Origin of the sequence: Paenibacillus sp. FSL K6-1096 (assembly GCF_037977055.1) — a bacterium.
Classification (GTDB): Bacteria; Bacillota; Bacilli; order Paenibacillales; family Paenibacillaceae; genus Paenibacillus_AQ.
In genome coordinates, this window is the sequence record NZ_CP150274.1 from 4,786,663 (window position 1) to 4,802,633 (window position 15,971).

Consider the following 15,971-nt stretch of genomic DNA (forward strand, 5'->3'; position numbering starts at 1 on the left):
AGGACTGGCAACCGCATCCATCCTTACACTTCAGGGTCCCAGCGGTACTTCAGCTCACGGGCCTCCGCAACCCTGGCATCCAGGCCGTTCCAAGGCTCATACGGGCTGGCGGCAATCAGTCTGGATAAGCGCAGGAAGCGGTCCTTGGGCAGCTCGGTCACATATCTGCCGATCAGTCCCGAGTAGAGCAGCGCGTACCGCTTCATGCGTACAGCCGCCCCCGCAACGGCAGTGAGTATCGTCAGCCCGTTGTCCATTTCGAGAATCTGCACCTCATAATTCTTGACATAGCGGAGGGTGCGGTCTTTGATCAGATCCGGCCGGACCCTGGCGATCTCGCCGATATATTCAGCCAGCAGCGGCTCGAAGTCCTTCAGCAGGAGCTGCTCCATCTCCAGCTCCATGTCCTTGCGCAGCTGGAAGCCGTGCAGCAGGGCCACCCGCTGGCGGGCAATCCGGTCGCCGCGCAGCAGCACGGAGATCTCGCGGAGCTTCTCGTAGGCAAGCACATCATTCTCGCGGAGGACGGATACCGCCTCCTGGCGGTTCAGCTCCAGATCCTCCTTGATATTGTGGATATTCCGGCCAAGCAGTTCGTTCAGCGCATACAGATTCTCGTTCTGCCGGACCTTCCGCTGCGTATAGTAGACTAGTCCGGCTAACAGGAGGCCGCCTGCACCGCACAGCGCCATCTGCTGCAGATTCTGTCCCAGATAGATGCCGGCCAGAGTCAGCAGCAGGATCAGCAGCAGCCGGGTTTGCATTTTGCGCCCGGCTGCTGCCGCTGCGTACTTCTCCACCGGCTGCAGGGTGCCCCGTCCGCAGCGGGCGCAGCGCTCCTCGTCCAGCGCGGTGTAATGGCGGCAGCGGCGGCAGATGCGGAGCTTCCCGAAGGCATAGCGCGGAGCCTTGAAGGGCCGGAAGACGACAGGCTTCTTCTTATTCACGAGGAGTGTCCCCTCCGTTCAATGCAGCGAGCAGCCGCTCATCAATATCCTCACGGGTCAGCGGCTTCCGCTGGCGTGAAGCATACAAGAGAATCTGAATAACGCAATAGAGAAACGTAATCCCTAGTATGGCGTATGTAATCATGGAACTCTTCCTTTCCGGGCAGGTTACGGTCTTTTAATCAAATATTCAGCAACACAGCGTATACTTAACAATAGTACGTTCGCCTCATGAAGGCGATGCCTACAGACGAAGTGCCGGTCCGGCGGGCACAATGTTGAAGTTTACAAGGTTTAATTATATCATAATGGCATGTTAATGGCAGAATTTAGCTATGCTTCCGGTTCAGCCATATCCGCCGAATTCTACACAAGAGGAGCCCTATTTATGCTTCGGACAGAACGTAATTTCAGAACAGTCAAGAATAGAATGCTGCGCTTATTGCCGCTGTTGCTGCTGGTCCTGTGCATCACGGTATCCCCGTTCTCTGCGGGAAGAGCCGGTGCTGCTTCTGCAGCGCCCTCACACATCGATGCTGTGCTGCTGATTGATGTCAGCAACTCGATGAACAAGAGCGACAAGAACAAGATTGCCAACGAAGCGATGAAGATGTTCATCGATATGCTGTCCACGCAGGGCGACAAGGTAGGCATAGTGGCCTATACCGACAAGGTGGAACGCGAGAAGGCGCTGCTGGGCATTCAATCCGCAGGCGACAAGCAGGACCTGAAGGACTTCATCGACGGGCTGAGCCGCGGGCCCTACACGGATCTTGCCATCGGCATGAAGGAAGCGGTGAAGGTGCTGGAGAACGGCAGCGATCCCTCCCATGAGCCGATGATCGTGATGCTGGCGGACGGCAATAATGACCTCAACGAGGCCAGCGGCCGCAAGCAGTCCGACTCCGACCAGGAATTGAAGGCGGCGGTAGAAGCGGCGAAGCAGAAAGGCTATCCCGTCTACACCATCGGGCTGAACGCCGACGGCAAGCTGAACAAGAATATTCTGGCCGGGCTGTCCAGCGAGACAGGCGGCAAGGCATTCACGACCAATTCCGCCGATGATCTGCCGCAGATTCTGAGCGAGATTTTTGCCAGCCACCTGAAGCTGAAGGTTGTACCGGTGCCGTCCATTACGGCCAGCGGTGATTTCCAGGACGTAACGGTGAACATACCGAACAGCAGCGTGCTGGAAGCGAACATCTCGATCATGTCCTCGAAGCCGGTGACGGCGAAGCTGAGCGATCCTTCCGGGAAGGAAGTTGCCATCCCCTCGGATAAGGTGCTGCTGTCGAAGTCGTCCACCTACACCCTGATCAAGCTGCTCTCGCCGGAGCAGGGGGACTGGAAGCTGCAGGTCAAGGGTGTGCCGCAGGACAAGATCGACATTAATCTGGTGTTCAACTATGATCTGGAGCTGAAGCTGGATGCCCTGCCAGCCAAGTCTTACGGCAAGGGTGACAAGGTTGAGATCTCCTCCCATCTGTACAGCAACGGGGCGGAGGTAACGGAAGCCAGCCTGTATCAGGAGATGAAGGCGGTGCTGCTGGCGACCGATGTTGATACCGGTCAGGTGCAGGAGATTCCGCTGGACAATTCGGGCGCTGCGTTTAAGGGCGCTTTTGAGATACAAGACAGTCATGAATATAAGCTGAAGGTCCGGGCTGAAGAGAGCAGCTTCTACCGCGAGAGCGACGAGCTGACCATCAACGCGAAGACAGGGACGGTAGCGACCGCCCCGCCGTCAGCAGGTGAAGAACCGGCAGCGGAGGAGAAGTCCTCCGGCACTCTCTACTATATAATTGGCGGCGCTGTGCTGCTGCTGGCTGCGATTGCTGCATTCCTGCTGCTTCGCCGGAAGGCGAACCGCGGGTTCGTTGGACAGATGGTAGTGGAGGTGCTCGACAACAATACCGGGGACAAAACCTATCCGCAGTACAAGAAGCTCTCCGGCTTCCGCGGCAAGTTCACACTCCATCAGCTGCTGCAGCTGGCCCCGGAGCTGAAGGAAAGCGAGAAGCTGGTCTTCACTCCGGGAACGAATGACCGCCTGCTGCTGCGCAGCGGCGAAGGCATCACCGTAGAACGCTCAGGCCGTGCCGCCGATACGTCCCGGGGGCTGGAGATGAAGAGCGGTGACCGGGTAACGGTCTCCCTGCAGACGGTAGACAAGACGGTGCTATTGGAATATTTGATCTGATAACGACGGCTGCGCAAGCTTCTGAATGCTGGAACCGATGAAGCAGGCTCAGGAAGAAGCGCAACGCTAACTTTTAGGGGGAGAACCTATGAAACCGGTAGTAAGAGAACATATTCAGCAACTGGATGTATCGCTGGGCGGAGGGATCGTCAGCGACAAGATCAGAGTAGATACCATCGACAACCCGATTCTGATTATCGGGCTTGGCGGCACGGGGATCGACGCCCTGCTGCGGCTCAAATACCAGATTAACCGCCGCTTCAAGCTGCCGGAGGACCCGTTGTCCAAGAAGAAGCGGGATAAGCCCGACAACGTGGAATTCCTGGCCTTCGAGACCAACGAACAGGACCGCGGCAAAAAATACAAAGGCATCGGCCTCGACCCGCAGAACGAATTCGTGCTGCTGGCCAATGCCGAGATCGGCGGACTGCTGCAGAACCGCAGCATTCTCGACCCTTACATTACCAACTGGCTGTCGCCCGAGCTGAGTATCACCGACGGCATGAACGGAGCCGCCGGGGTGCGCCAGGCCGGACGCCTGCTGCTGTTCACGAAGATTAACCAGGTGGTTGCTGCGATTGACAAGAAGATCAAAACACTGTCTGTCGGCACCAGCAAGAAGCTGATGGTCTTCCTGCTCACCGGCCTGTCCGGCGGAACGGGCAGCGGAACCTTCCTCGACATCGCCTACATCGTGCGCGGTATTATTGAACGCGACTATGGCGCGGCCGGAATCGACCGTGTGAATACGCTCGGCTATCTGTTCACCCCGGATGTCAATCTGGCGAACAAGAGCCTCAGCGAGCATACCCGCGAATATATCCGCAAGAACGGCTATGCCGCGCTCAAAGAGCTGGATTACTGGATGAATGTTGACAGCCGGGGCGAGCGGTTCCGCCAGCAGTACGGCAATATTCTGAACGTCAACTCGCCGCTGCCGCCGTTCAATCTCTGTCACCTCATCTCCGCGACTAATACCGAGGGTAAGCTGCTGGAGAATGCCTATGATTACTGCATGAATGTGACGGCGGAGAATATTACGAACTTCATGGCCAGTGAAGAGAAAGCCTCCGGAGAAGAATTCGCCATCCATGACTATATCAGCAACATCCGGACTAACATTGCGCAGATGAACAAGACCTACCCGGCGAATTATGAATACAATATCATCGGTGCATCCTCGGCCGTGCTGCCGATTGAGGAAATGACGACCTATCTGGCCTACCGCCTCTTTGACAAAATGGACAAGATGTTCCACCACGCCCCCGGACAGGAGGATGTGGAGAAGATGGCGCGCAAGCTCGGCATCGATCTCGATACGATGATCAAGACGTTCGAATCCCGTGTGCCGGAGCCGCTGCCGGGCTACCAGAACAGCGAGCGCCTCAGCCATGCCAACGTAATCAAGAATCAGGTGGTCAGCATGGATACCGAGCTGGAGCAGAACTTCCTGGCCCGGGCCCGCGAGGAATATATCAAGGCGAAGAAGCAGCTGCCCGGAGAGATTACCAGACTATTCAGCGAAGAGCTGGAGCGCATCTTCCTGCATCCTGAGCAGGGGCCGTTCTATGTGTCGCGGCTGCTGTACACCGAGAAGGGCTTCTGCATCCTGAAGCTGATCCAGTCTTATATTGAAGCGCTGCGCGAGAGCCTGCTGCGTCTGCCGCGCGATATCGAGACCGCACAGGAGAGTGCAGAGGATAAGCTGGGCGATGCGCGGAGCGCTTTTGTCTCCAAGGAGAAGAAGAAGAATGCCTACATTGAGGCCAAAATCAATGAATACTGGCTGCACGCCGATGTCGAGCGTACCGAGCAGATGATCCAGTTCTACGAGGATCTGTACGAGCTGCTGAATGAAGAAAACAGCCGGATCTACGGCGTATTCACCGAGATTCTGACCGCGCTCAGCTCGATCTTCGAGAAGAACGGCGACATTCTGATCAATGGCGAGGAGCAGGCCGACCATAAAGGCAACAAAACCTACTACTGGAATATCGTCAACGTGCCGGATATCTCGGCGACCATCTCCAAAATCATGGACCAGAAGGACGGAGATGATCTGATCCGAGACTTCACGCGCGAAATGCTGAAGCATTCCGGGCGCTGGGTCAAGGAGCAGGAGATTGATATCGTCCGCTCCATCTCCGAATTCCTCAGCGACAAGTTCGGGGATCTCATTACCCGTTCGATGGAGGACTTCCTGGTGATGAAATACGGGCGCGAGGAGCCGCTCGATAAGTTCGTGGAGCGGATTATTGCCGGACGTCTGGATGAGGATGCGGTGCCGATTTTCCACCTCAGCAACAGCTCAGGCAGCCTGCACTTCCCGTCGTGGGGCTTCGTCTCTGTGCCGGTGAAGGCGCCGGGGATTCTCAAGGGTATCCGCAATTATCAGAACAATGCGCTGGGCAAATCGCAGTTCACGATCAAGGAGAGCGAGGTCAAGAACCGGATTTTCTGGCTGAATACACGCAACGGGGTTCCGCTGTTCGTCTACACGCCGCTGCGGGTGTACGAGGAGAACTACGAGCGGACCATTCTCGACAAGGAGGGTATCGGCCGCCATCTGGTGATGACCGACAAGGACAACTGGACGTACCTGCCGTCGCCGATCCCGGAGAAGTCATGGGGCGATACCTACATGAATCCGCGGGTCCGTGAGTATAATGCCCGGGTTCGGGCGGATTTTGCCCGTGCGCTGGAAGCGGGTGTCATTCTGGAAAAAGGTGCCGATGAGAATACGAGCAGCCGCTTCTCGGTGGTGTTCACGAAGCCGTTTGACCTTGATAAGCTGCTGGGCGGTTATGATCTGCAGCTGGACGCGCCGCGCCCGAATCTGGGTGAAGTGCGCAAGGCGGCGGAAGAGCTCAAAGCGCTCCGTACGGGCGGTCTTGAACGCGAAGGCGTGAAGGATATCTTCGGCAGCATCAATCTGGAGCTGGCCCAGGAGAACCTGATCCGTTCCCCGCAGCTGATTGCCCGTGTCCGCGAGGAGCTGGCGAAATACGATGCGCTGGCGGCCAAGTCGAAGGAGCTGGAGACGCTGGTGCATCAGCATCTGGATGAGGACAAGTGGCTGGACCAGTTCATTGAAGCGCTGTACACCGATACGATTACCAAAAAAGGTGCGCTCTACGTCTACGACCGCGACGAGGACGAGGATGCCTGGGAGCCGTTCGCGAATCTGATGAAGGAACGCAGCTACGTGGAGTATGCTGTCTACCGTCATTTCCGTGCGCTCGATGAGAAGAGCCGCAGTGTGCTGCTGCGCAAGGCGGCGCGCCGGGCCGGAGAGATGACAGCGGCCGAGGATGTGACTCCGCTGCTGTATAAGCTGGAAGGGATGTATGTCTCCTTCCTGGAAGCGCGCGACAGCCTGGAATATGAGCGGGTTGAGCATGCGGATGGCGATGAGATGTACAGCTTCTACAAGAGCCTGACCGGCAAGCTCGGCAGTATCCGCAGAAAGCTGAAGTAAGCCTATGATCAGAGACCAGGCTATTCACTATGCGGAGCAATATGCCGCTGATGAGGAAGCGCAGCATCACAAGGGGGATGGACGCAGCAGCATCCATTACCCCGCGCTGTTCCTGTTCCTGGGCGATAAGGTGACCCCGGCCATCGGTCCGGTGCTGGCGCGCTGCGAGCGGAAATGGGACAATGCCGGCGGCGTCATGGCCCTGCATGCGGGTCCTCCCAGCGGCAGCGGCAGTATGCAGGAGAAGGAGGGGGTCCAGGGGCGGATCGGCAGCGGAAACAGCAGTGTCCATGAACGCGTGATGCACATGGCCCTGCCGGATACGGCGGGGCATGATCCGCGTACCGTCCGGCGTGAGTTGTACCGTGAATTTCATGAGGACAGCTCTTATTTGGCCGGAATGAACCGGACCCTGCGTCACTTAAGCAACAGCATAGCGGATTATGGGCGGCTGTACTCGTCTTTTGATGTGATTCATCTGAGTATCGTTACGCGGGTCGATGATCCGCTGAATGTGCTGCTCCCGGAGGTCGTGCTGCTGGCCCGGGCCATCCTCAGCCAGTCGTTCAAATCGGTGCAGACCGATCTGTATGCGCTGATCAACGAACGTGAGCAGGGGGATAACTTCGGGTATTCCAGCTCGGTCGGGCTGGCTTTTCTGCGTGAGCTGGACGGGATGCAGGCAGCGGACTACGTGCTGAACGCTCCGCTGCTGGTAACGGAGGAGGGCTTGTCCATCCCTGTGGCCCACGGGCCTGCGCCCTTGTTCGATCTGGCCTATCTGCTCTCGGACAAAAACGAGCGCGGGCTGATGTCCGTCCACGGGATGGATGACAATTATGAGATTATCGCCCACATCAGCCTGCTGAAGAACCGGGTCCGGCCTGCTGCCGATCAGGCCTCCGGCCACGGCGGCTACAACAATATGACCTTCAAGAGCGGCATCCGGGGCAGTACGGGCAGACAAGGCTACGCCTCCGCCGGATTCTCGGCGGTGCGCAGGCCGAACCGGCAGATTGCGCTGGCGGTGCTCTATCATGCCCTGCATTACCTTGCGGGCAGGCTGCAGGCCGGGCAGCCGCGCAGCCTGAAGGAGCGGCAGGCGCTGTTCGGTCTGGGAGCCGATTCCCTGCGCGCCCGCGCGGAAGAGCTGCTCCCGGAGGAAGCCGGTCTCGCAGAGATGACCGGGCTGATGAGCCATGGACGCCCGTCCTATTCGCAGCTCCGCATGCTGTCGCTGCGCGAAGCCGAGGAGCTGCTGTTCGGGGACGGGGCGGAGGCTTACTTCCGCAGTAATTTTGCGGAAGTGGCGGCACGCAGGGCCGCAGACCTTGACCCTGCCCGGGAGTGGGCAGGGGTGCTGGCTGCCGGGGAGCAGGCGGCTGCGCCGTTGACCTTCTACCAGCTGGCCGAATGGACCAGCGGGAAGGCCGGGGATAGCGGCAGCGTGCTGGAAGCGCTGCGCCAGCATATGGGCGGGCTGCGCTCCGCGCTGCTCTCCGCCCAGGAGGAGCTGGAGCGGCTCTACGCGGAGAGCGTGGAGCGCCAGCCGTTCCAGCGGGTGCCGCTGCTGGATAAGCGGACGGTGCGCAACTTCATTCATTATCTGTTCGAGGCCGTCTACGGCCGGAAATATGAGCTTCTGCTGCTGGAGAGCGAGCTTAAGCTCTGCCTCCGCTATGAAGCCGCGCTGGAGCAGCTCCATGCGGACAGCAAGGCCAAGGTTGCGGCGATGGAAGCGCTGGAGGAGGAGCTGCAGAACGTGGCTCTGGTCAGCATCGGCCGCAGCAAGGAGACGGTGGATCAGAACATCATGGAGTATTACCGCACGGTGACGGGTGAGGTTATGCAGGAGATCGAGAGCCGGCGCGGGGCCGGGATTTTCTTCAGCGAGCGGTTCCTGGGCAGCCTCTCGGAGCTGTTGCTGCGCGGCAAAGAGGCCGTGGTGGAGCGGCTGATCGAGCTCTGCCGCCGGGAGGTGCTGACGGCTGCGCCGTTCACCCTGCCGTTCGAGGAGGAGCTGCTGCGGCGGGCCAATGTCGCCGCCGCTTACGAGAACCGGGACATCGTCTCCAAGGAGGAGCTGTTCAAGCAGCTCTACCGGAGGCTGGAGGAGGAGGCGGCGATGAATGTCCGCTTGTTCGAATACACACAGGAGCACCGCCACGAAGAGAAGTATTTCTTCGGCGACAGCTCCTCCGAATTCCTGCGCTACGCCTTCAGCGCCGATGAGACGACCCGCATCTACCGGCTGGGCTTTGTGCATGAGCAGCGCAGAAGCGGCGTGGAGAAGCTGAACCTGATGGGCGGCTTCCACCTCGAAGACCTGCTCTATTACCGCAACGGCAAGGTCTATTACGAGACCTATGCCGGCAACGGCTACCAGCTGCACGGTCTGGAGGAAGAGCAGCTGCCGGAGATGAGATGAGTTGGATGACTCCAGAGTTCGTAGGACAATTCTCATTCATTCCGCTGCACGAGGTGCAATAGAATGGAATGGGGGAAGCACATGAATGATCAAGCTTTTCCCCGGAAAGGATGAAGTGCAATGCAGCGAAAAATCAACCTGCTCCTGCTGCTGTTCAGCCTGCTGGGCGGCGGCGTAGCTTTCGTGCTCGGCGAGCTGCTGCTGGACCGCAGGCCGTATGATCTGCCCCAGATGGTACTGGTCGGCATTTATTTCGCCATCGTGGCTTTATGCGTCGGCATCGGCGCGCTGGTGGCGGAGACGATCTCGCCCAAGCTGAACGGGCAGTCCTGGAAGCTGCGCTATCTCGGCACCTCGTGGCGGATGTTCCCGCTGATGGTCGTGCTGCTGTTTGGCGTGGGTACGCTGACTGAATTTGTGTACGAGCTGAACTTCGGCGGAATTAAGCCGGTCAAGAATGTGGTCATGGTCATTGATGACTCCGGCAGCATGATGCAGAGCGACCCGTCGGACCGGCGCTATGAAGCGGCCAAGAATCTGGTGGGCCAGCTCAAAAAAGATAACAAGGTGGCCATCGTCACCTTCAGCAGCGAGGCTTCCGTCGTCCAGCCGCTGATTCCGCTCTCCAAAGCGGGCAACCGCGACAAGGTCATGGAGGCGATTAGCAGCCTGAAGACCACCGAGGGCGGAACGAATATCAGCGGCGCGCTGTCAGAGGCGATGAAGGTGATTGATGAGGAAGGTGCAGACCGCGGGGCGATGGTGATTCTTTTGTCGGACGGGGTGAGCCAGTTCAATACCGCTACGGAGCTGACAGACTTTGTGGAGCGGGGGATTAAAGTAAATACAATCGGGCTTGCGCTCGATGACCCGTCCGGCGCCAATCTGCTTCAGGATATCGCAGGCCGGACCGGCGGGCAGTATTATGATGTGGCTGATGCCAACCGGCTCGGTGAAGTCTTCCAGCAAATCTATGACCGTCTGGGCGACCGCAGCCTGCTGACTGAGCGCAGTGACGAGACAGCGGACAGCCCTTATTATGCTGTGGTGCGTATCCTGGCGCTGATGCTGCTGGGAACGGCGCTGGGTCTGGGTCTGGGGATTGTTTTTGATAACCGGCATTTGGCCCGCGGCTTCAGTATCGGCGGCGTTGTATCGGGCCTCGGCGCAGGGCTGATTCTGGAATACGGCCTAAATGGGGATACGGTCTGGGACCCGATGACCCGGCTGCTGGCCCTGCTCGTGCTTGTAGCAATTCTGACCTTGTTCACATACGTAGTGCCCGTAGGGGAAGGACGCCTGACGCGCAAGGGAAGAGCCTCCGGGGCTGCTGCATCCTCTGCGGACAGCTTCCGTTCACCCCGCCGTAACCGGGGCAGCAAAGGATTCTGATTAAGACACCGGAAAAGGAAAGGGGCAGGTTGCCATGAAGTACGCCGGGGTTGACGCTTCCACACCGGTCATTACCGGAGTCGTGTCCAGGGTGGAGGACCGGTTCTGCACGCTGCGGTGGCGCTGGCCGGAGGGCGTGCAGGCGGTATATATTCATAAGACCGCTGCGGAGACGCCGGAGGACGGGGACCTTCCGCCTTCCGGCATGAAGCTCTACACGCGGGAGGAATACAAGGCGGGGAACGGATTCCGTGACCGGCTGGATGAAATCGGGATGGTGGCCTATACGATCTATGCGCGGCTAAGCGGGGACGGGGAGACGCTGCTGGTGCGCCAGCAGGATGGCAGCAACCGGGTGCTCGTCAGCGCAGGCAAAGCGCGGATCTACTATTCGATCCAGCACAAAAAAGGGCTGTTCAGCAAGCTCAAAACCGTGCAGATGACCATCACCGCCGAGGTGCCCGTGCCGAAGGAAGTGCTCTGCTACGTCAAAAAGCGCGATAGCCACCCGTCCTCCAAAGAGGACGGTACCCGCTACCCGTTCGTCCAGGACTTTGCCCCCGGGCGCAACCAGCTTCCGCCGATTGAGGTCGGGAAGGATGATTTTATCCGTATCTTCCTGACGGACGGGCGCAAGTACGGGTTGTATTATGAGCTGGTCCCGGAGTGAGCGGGAGCGGGCCCGGGACCGGGACTGGCAGGGCTGCCGCAGCCCGCAGATGTCCGTTATGCACGCTGTTCCTCCCCTGGGCGGCGCTGAACAAGCTTTAAGGAGGATGAGAGATGTCTTTTTTTAGCCGATTTATGAAGAAGAATCAGCCGGCAGCGAGGCCGCTGTATTACGATATTGTCTGCCCGTACTGCTTCTCCCGCTTCGAGCCGGATGAGGTGGTGTTCCGGGCTATGCACAGCCGGGAGGATGACGAGAATTATGCGCTCGGTGAGGATGATCTGCTCAATAAATACCGTGAACGCTTCGGCCTCGATACGGTGGATGATATGGAGGCGATTCTGAATCCGGCCGATATCCCGGAGGAGTACCATCATTACACGGATCATGTGCTGACCGGCATCACCGACCGCTATGGCGTGATGACCCGCAGACGGCTTTGTCCCTCCTGCCACAACGAGCTTCCGGTAACAGCGGGCAAGGTGCCAAGCAATATTATCTCCATTATCGGCGCTTCCCAGGTCGGGAAATCCGTATATATGACCTCATTGATCCATACGCTGCAGCATACGACAGCAGGGCATTTTGACGCGGCCTGTATGCCGCTGAATGCCGAGATCAGCCGCAAGTTCCGCACCCTGTACGAGGAGCCGCTGTTCGAGCGCGGGGATCTGCTGGCATCTACCCAGAAGGAGCGGATGCAGGAGCCGTTTATTTTCCAGTTTATTTTCAAGGATGAGTCCAAGCCGCCGCTGACGCTGGTGTTCTTCGATGTCGCCGGTGAAGGTATGGTCGATCAGGATTATCTGGGGCTGCACGGCCAGCATATCAAGAACTCCGCCGGGATTCTGTTCATGGTCGATCCGCTGCAGATCCGTTCGGTCCGGGAGAAGATCCGTATCAATCTCGGGGACAGTCCGGGCGAGTGGGTGTCGCAGTACGATGAGCCGCGCGATGTGGTGCTGACCATGTTCGGCGACTTCATCGCCTACCAGGAGAAGAGCAAGACCGAGATTCCAACGGCCGTTGTTCTAGCCAAAAGCGATATGCTCCACTCCCTCAAGGATGAGGACGGCGATTACATCAAATCCAACAGTAACGTGTTCAACAACTACGTGCACCGCAAAACGCTTAATCTGAATGAGTTCCACAATATCGACGGCGAAATCCGCCGCTTCATTGAGAAGGTGGACCGTCCGTTTAAGGATACGATGGATGTGTATTTTGAGAAGACCGCTTACTTTGCTGTGTCTGCGCTGGGCAGCAATCCGGTCAATCAGCGGATCGAGGGCGTGGTCAGTCCGATCCGGGTAGACGAGCCGTTCATCTGGCTGCTCTACAAGCTGAACTATATTGAGGGGAGCGACGGGCCGTGAACAGATTCTCAGGGTCCATGATCACCCAGCAGATGTATACCCGTGCGCGGCGCGGCGTGTACCGGGCGACAGAGGGATTCGATACGGTAGCGAAATCGGAGAGTCTCGACAACAATTTTGTCAAAAAAATTCTGCACCCCTTCTGCCTCTACGATGCCCCGGCTGAGCTTGCGGCACGCGGCGAGAAGGAGGAGGCGCTGTATCCGGCAGCGCTGCATCTGTTCCACACAGAGAGCAATGAGACGGTGATCGGGCAAGCCCGTTATGTGGCGGCGGATTTCACGGGACAGCGGAGCGCTTTTTTTGCCCATAATTTCGTGGTACCCGGGGTTCGCTCAGAGGAGATTGTCGAGAAGTATGGGGACTGGCTCCATGCCGGATTCGCGCAGCAGTATGATGGCGAGCCGGGTGGCACCCTGCCTGAGCTGGAAGCGATCCCGGTGGAAGAACGCGAAGCGTCTGCAGAACCGTTGACTGTGCTACGCCGCCTCGGATTCACGGAGGAGCTGTTCAAGGCACTGGTGCAGGCGGTGATGCTGTCCGTATCCGGCAAAAAGAAGCTCTATGTGGCGCTGGATGCGCCGGTCAGTGAGTTGTCGCAGCGTGCGGTAGAGCTGACGGAGGTCATCTATGCTTCGTTGCCGTATGACTTCCGCCGCAGGCTGGGAGTGATCACTTATGCGAAGGAGCCGCAGAGCCGGAAGTATATTCATCTGACTTTTGTGGAGAAGGGCTCGCTTCGTCCGGGAGACCGGAATATCGAGAAGGATTACCTCTTCGATATGGCGAACGGCCGGGTGCTGAATGCCGACTTCGGGGAGTCGCAGCAGATGTATGCCGATCTCGTCTGGAAGACGCTGGGGCAGCCTGGCGGCAGTCTCCGCGATTTCGCCAGATTTGCCGACACCCTGCTGCTGGGGGAGAGTACAGAGCGCAAGCTGTCGCTGGCCGTCTACAATGAGCTGGCGGTCTTTTATGAAATTGAGCAGGGCAATGAAGAGTTATATACAGAGAACAAAAACGCTGTCCTCGCCGGTCTGCTGTCCTATCTGAAGCCGGAGGGCAAGCTCGACTCGCGGGTGCGGCTGAATGATATGTTCCTGGAGCGGTTCGACCGAGAATATGACCTGATCCGCAAGCGGGGGATTCCGTCGCCGGAGATTCTGGAGCAGTTCAAGGAATATTTCATCCTGCCGGGCCATCATTACCGGGTGAAGATTATCGATTACTTCATTAACGGGATGCTGAACTGCCAGTCCGGGGAACGGGAGGATGTCCTGGCTGCGGCGTATGGCATTCTGGAGAGCGAGCCAGCCTTAAGTGAAGCCTTCTTCAAAAGAGTGCTGCCCCAGACCCTTTTCCGCCGGGCGCTGTTCGACCCGTACCTGGAATCCCGGCTGGCAGCGGCAAAAGGAACGGCGGATGTGCTCCGCATGGCCGCCCATTTCGGCCGCAGCCTGCCCGAGGTGCTGGAGCAGGCCTCAGTGCGGGATACGCTGAAGGATTATCTGCTGGAGAAGCTGCGGCAGGAGCCTGATCCGGTAGCAGCGGTGGCCGCTATTCATGATGCGGTCCAGGAGGCCGAGAAGCAGCGCCGCAGAGGCGGCGGCGTCCACCCGGATGCCCTGTCGCTGATGCAGGAGCTGGGCACTACGGCGGACCGCTTCCTGCTGAACCGTATCTCGCTGGACGAGCTGTCGATGGAGCAGCTATTGGAGATTTCCTTCTTGCGCTACCGGGATGCCTCGGATTGGCAGCCGCCGCTGGATGCGATTGCGAAGCGCAAGGCGAACGCCCTGCGCGCTGCGTACCGGTGGTTCGGGGAGGAGTCGCCGGACGAGGAGATTTTTGCCGGGCTGAGCCCCCGGGAGCTGGACGATGTGCAGCTGCTGGGCGCACGCTGGCTGAGAGAGGCGCGTAGTCTGGAGCCGTTCGACCGGCTGCCGCTGGCCTTCTATCACAGCAGTGAGCGTGAGGGCGGGCCGCTGGATTATGATTCGCTGCTGGATCTGGTGGTCCGCAAGGCCGGGAATGACAAGGAGACGGTCTACCGGTTCCTGGACTGGTCGCAGCATAGCTGGCTGTTCGCCAGCTCCGGCAAGAAGCTGTGGCCGAATTACCGGCGGGCGGTGCTGCGGTACTTCCTGAAGAGCGACCGCGAGGCGTTCAAGAACCGCGACTTCCGCAAAAGCTACATGGAGACAGCCACCCCTGCCATGCAAAGTGTCTACAATGAAGCCCGCGCCCAGCTGGCTTCGCCGCTGGCGCGGTGGGTCAGCCGCAGCCGATTTCAGATCCTGATCTCCGGCAGCGTCCTGATCATCCTCCTGATTACAGGCATGATCCTGATTAGCCAGCTTGGGGACCGCGGCGGGGATACCGCCGCACCGGCGGCCAGCCCCAGCCCGCTCCCGGTGGTGAGCGGAGATGTGGCGCCTGTATCTGTACGGCTTATCGGCGGTGCTGTAGGTGCTGATAAGGGTGATGCTGGCGACGGTAGTGGTACTGGTGAGGGTAGCGGTGTTGGTGAAGGCCAAGGCGGCGATGCTGGTGACGGTGGCAGTGCGGGGCAAGACGGCAACGGTGCTGGTGAGGGTAGCGAAGGCAACGGCGGTGCTAACGGCAAGGGCGGAGATGCTGGTGACAGCGGCGGCAGTTCAGGTGGCGGTAACGGCAGTGATGCTGGTGATGGTAGCGGCAGTGAAGGGAAGGGCGGCAGCGATGCTGGTGATGGCAGCGGCAGTGAAAGCAAGGGCGGCAGCGTCAAGCTGTTGTACAGCTTTGCGGCTGCGGCGGATTGCTCCGCCTTCAAGCCGGCGGAGATTGCGGTGGAGTCCGGCGGCGGCGAGACCGCCACGTACAAGGTCCAGGCAATGGTGAACCGTTGCCTGGTTGACCCGGGCGCCGGAGGGGATGACGGCGCGGGTGGTGATGTAGACGCCGGAGGGGATGACGGCGCTGGTGGTAAGGCCGGCGCTGGAACGAACGGCGGCGTGAACGGCGAGGCCGCCGCGTCTCCGGCAGCGGCGGGAGCCGCAGGCGCAGGCACACCGGCACGTCCGTACGAGGTGACGGTGGAGCTTGCGCCTGGGGCGGAGCTGGCGGCGGGTGATATGATCACCGCCGGCGGCTATTCGCTGAAGCTGGAGGCTGATCCGGGCATAGCCCCGGAAGCTACAGCTACAGCGGACCCCAGCGCGGAGCCGTCCGCTCCGGCAAGTCCGGAAGCGGGCGGGGAGTGAAGCCCGGGCAGTAAGCCGGGCTTAGGATTAGGGCAGGTTGTGTATGTGTATAAGGGCGGATGGCTAGGCAGAGCGCCTATAGCATCTGCCCTTTTTTGCATGGGAAGTTAAAAGTAACTACGGGCTTGTGCAATGTGCTGGCGCTGGGGTGCATGGGCGGAATGTAGTTGGAAAACCGATTACAATTGGCTGGCGTGGGGTGAGCGGGCGGAATGTAGTCGGATAACCGATCACAATT

Annotated in this window: 9 protein-coding genes; 7 read left to right on the forward strand and 2 right to left on the reverse strand. The window is 59.2% G+C overall.

What is annotated here, in order from left to right:
• Positions 1-23 precede the first annotated feature (23 nt).
• Positions 24-947, reverse strand: coding sequence for a hypothetical protein (locus MHI24_RS21135; RefSeq protein ID WP_340021490.1), 924 nt, complete (start codon positions 945-947; stop codon positions 24-26).
• Entirely contained in the window at positions 940-1,092 is a 153-nt protein-coding gene (locus MHI24_RS21140; protein WP_238652657.1) for a hypothetical protein, read from the reverse strand. Before MHI24_RS21140 ends, MHI24_RS21135 begins: the two co-directional genes overlap by 8 nt.
• A 243-nt stretch (positions 1,093-1,335) precedes the next feature.
• On the opposite strand from MHI24_RS21140, the gene MHI24_RS21145 reads away from it, so the two are divergent.
• The 7 genes from MHI24_RS21145 to MHI24_RS21175 all read left to right on the forward strand — a co-directional run bounded on the left by MHI24_RS21145 (position 1,336) and on the right by MHI24_RS21175 (position 15,733).
• The gene (locus tag MHI24_RS21145) at positions 1,336-3,147 is read left to right on the forward strand and encodes a vWA domain-containing protein (RefSeq protein ID WP_340021491.1); all 1,812 of its coding nucleotides are present in this window, start codon (positions 1,336-1,338) and stop codon (positions 3,145-3,147) included.
• An 88-nt stretch (positions 3,148-3,235) separates the two neighbouring features.
• Entirely contained in the window at positions 3,236-6,625 is a 3,390-nt protein-coding gene (locus MHI24_RS21150; RefSeq protein WP_340021492.1) for a tubulin-like doman-containing protein, read from the forward strand.
• Between the two features lie 4 nt (positions 6,626-6,629).
• A complete protein-coding gene (locus MHI24_RS21155; protein ID WP_340021493.1) occupies positions 6,630-9,053 on the forward strand; it encodes a transcription initiation factor TFIID in 2,424 nt (807 codons plus the stop codon).
• Between the two features lie 120 nt (positions 9,054-9,173).
• Positions 9,174-10,445: a VWA domain-containing protein gene (locus MHI24_RS21160; protein ID WP_340021494.1), complete on the forward strand. Its 1,272-nt coding sequence runs from the start codon at positions 9,174-9,176 to the stop codon at positions 10,443-10,445.
• A 34-nt stretch (positions 10,446-10,479) separates the two neighbouring features.
• Positions 10,480-11,115 (forward strand): beta-mannanase, encoded by a 636-nt coding sequence (locus MHI24_RS21165; RefSeq protein ID WP_340021495.1) that lies wholly within the window; start codon positions 10,480-10,482, stop codon positions 11,113-11,115.
• Positions 11,116-11,228: 113 nt separating this feature from the next.
• Positions 11,229-12,491 (forward strand): hypothetical protein, encoded by a 1,263-nt coding sequence (locus tag MHI24_RS21170; protein ID WP_340021496.1) that lies wholly within the window; start codon positions 11,229-11,231, stop codon positions 12,489-12,491.
• A complete protein-coding gene (locus MHI24_RS21175) occupies positions 12,488-15,733 on the forward strand; it encodes a hypothetical protein (RefSeq protein WP_340021497.1) in 3,246 nt (1,081 codons plus the stop codon). The genes MHI24_RS21170 and MHI24_RS21175 overlap by 4 nt, the downstream gene beginning before the upstream one ends.
• Positions 15,734-15,971: the final 238 nt, after the last annotated feature.

Coding starts and splice junctions, on each gene's coding strand:
- MHI24_RS21145 (WP_340021491.1), top strand. CDS start 1,336: ATGCTTCGGACAGAACGTAATTTCAGAACAGTCAAGAATAGAATGCTG.
- MHI24_RS21155 (WP_340021493.1), top strand. CDS start 6,630: ATGATCAGAGACCAGGCTATTCACTATGCGGAGCAATATGCCGCTGAT.
- MHI24_RS21165 (WP_340021495.1), top strand. CDS start 10,480: ATGAAGTACGCCGGGGTTGACGCTTCCACACCGGTCATTACCGGAGTC.
- MHI24_RS21150 (WP_340021492.1), top strand. CDS start 3,236: ATGAAACCGGTAGTAAGAGAACATATTCAGCAACTGGATGTATCGCTG.
- MHI24_RS21140 (WP_238652657.1), bottom strand. CDS start 1,092: ATGATTACATACGCCATACTAGGGATTACGTTTCTCTATTGCGTTATT.
- MHI24_RS21170 (WP_340021496.1), top strand. CDS start 11,229: ATGTCTTTTTTTAGCCGATTTATGAAGAAGAATCAGCCGGCAGCGAGG.
- MHI24_RS21160 (WP_340021494.1), top strand. CDS start 9,174: ATGCAGCGAAAAATCAACCTGCTCCTGCTGCTGTTCAGCCTGCTGGGC.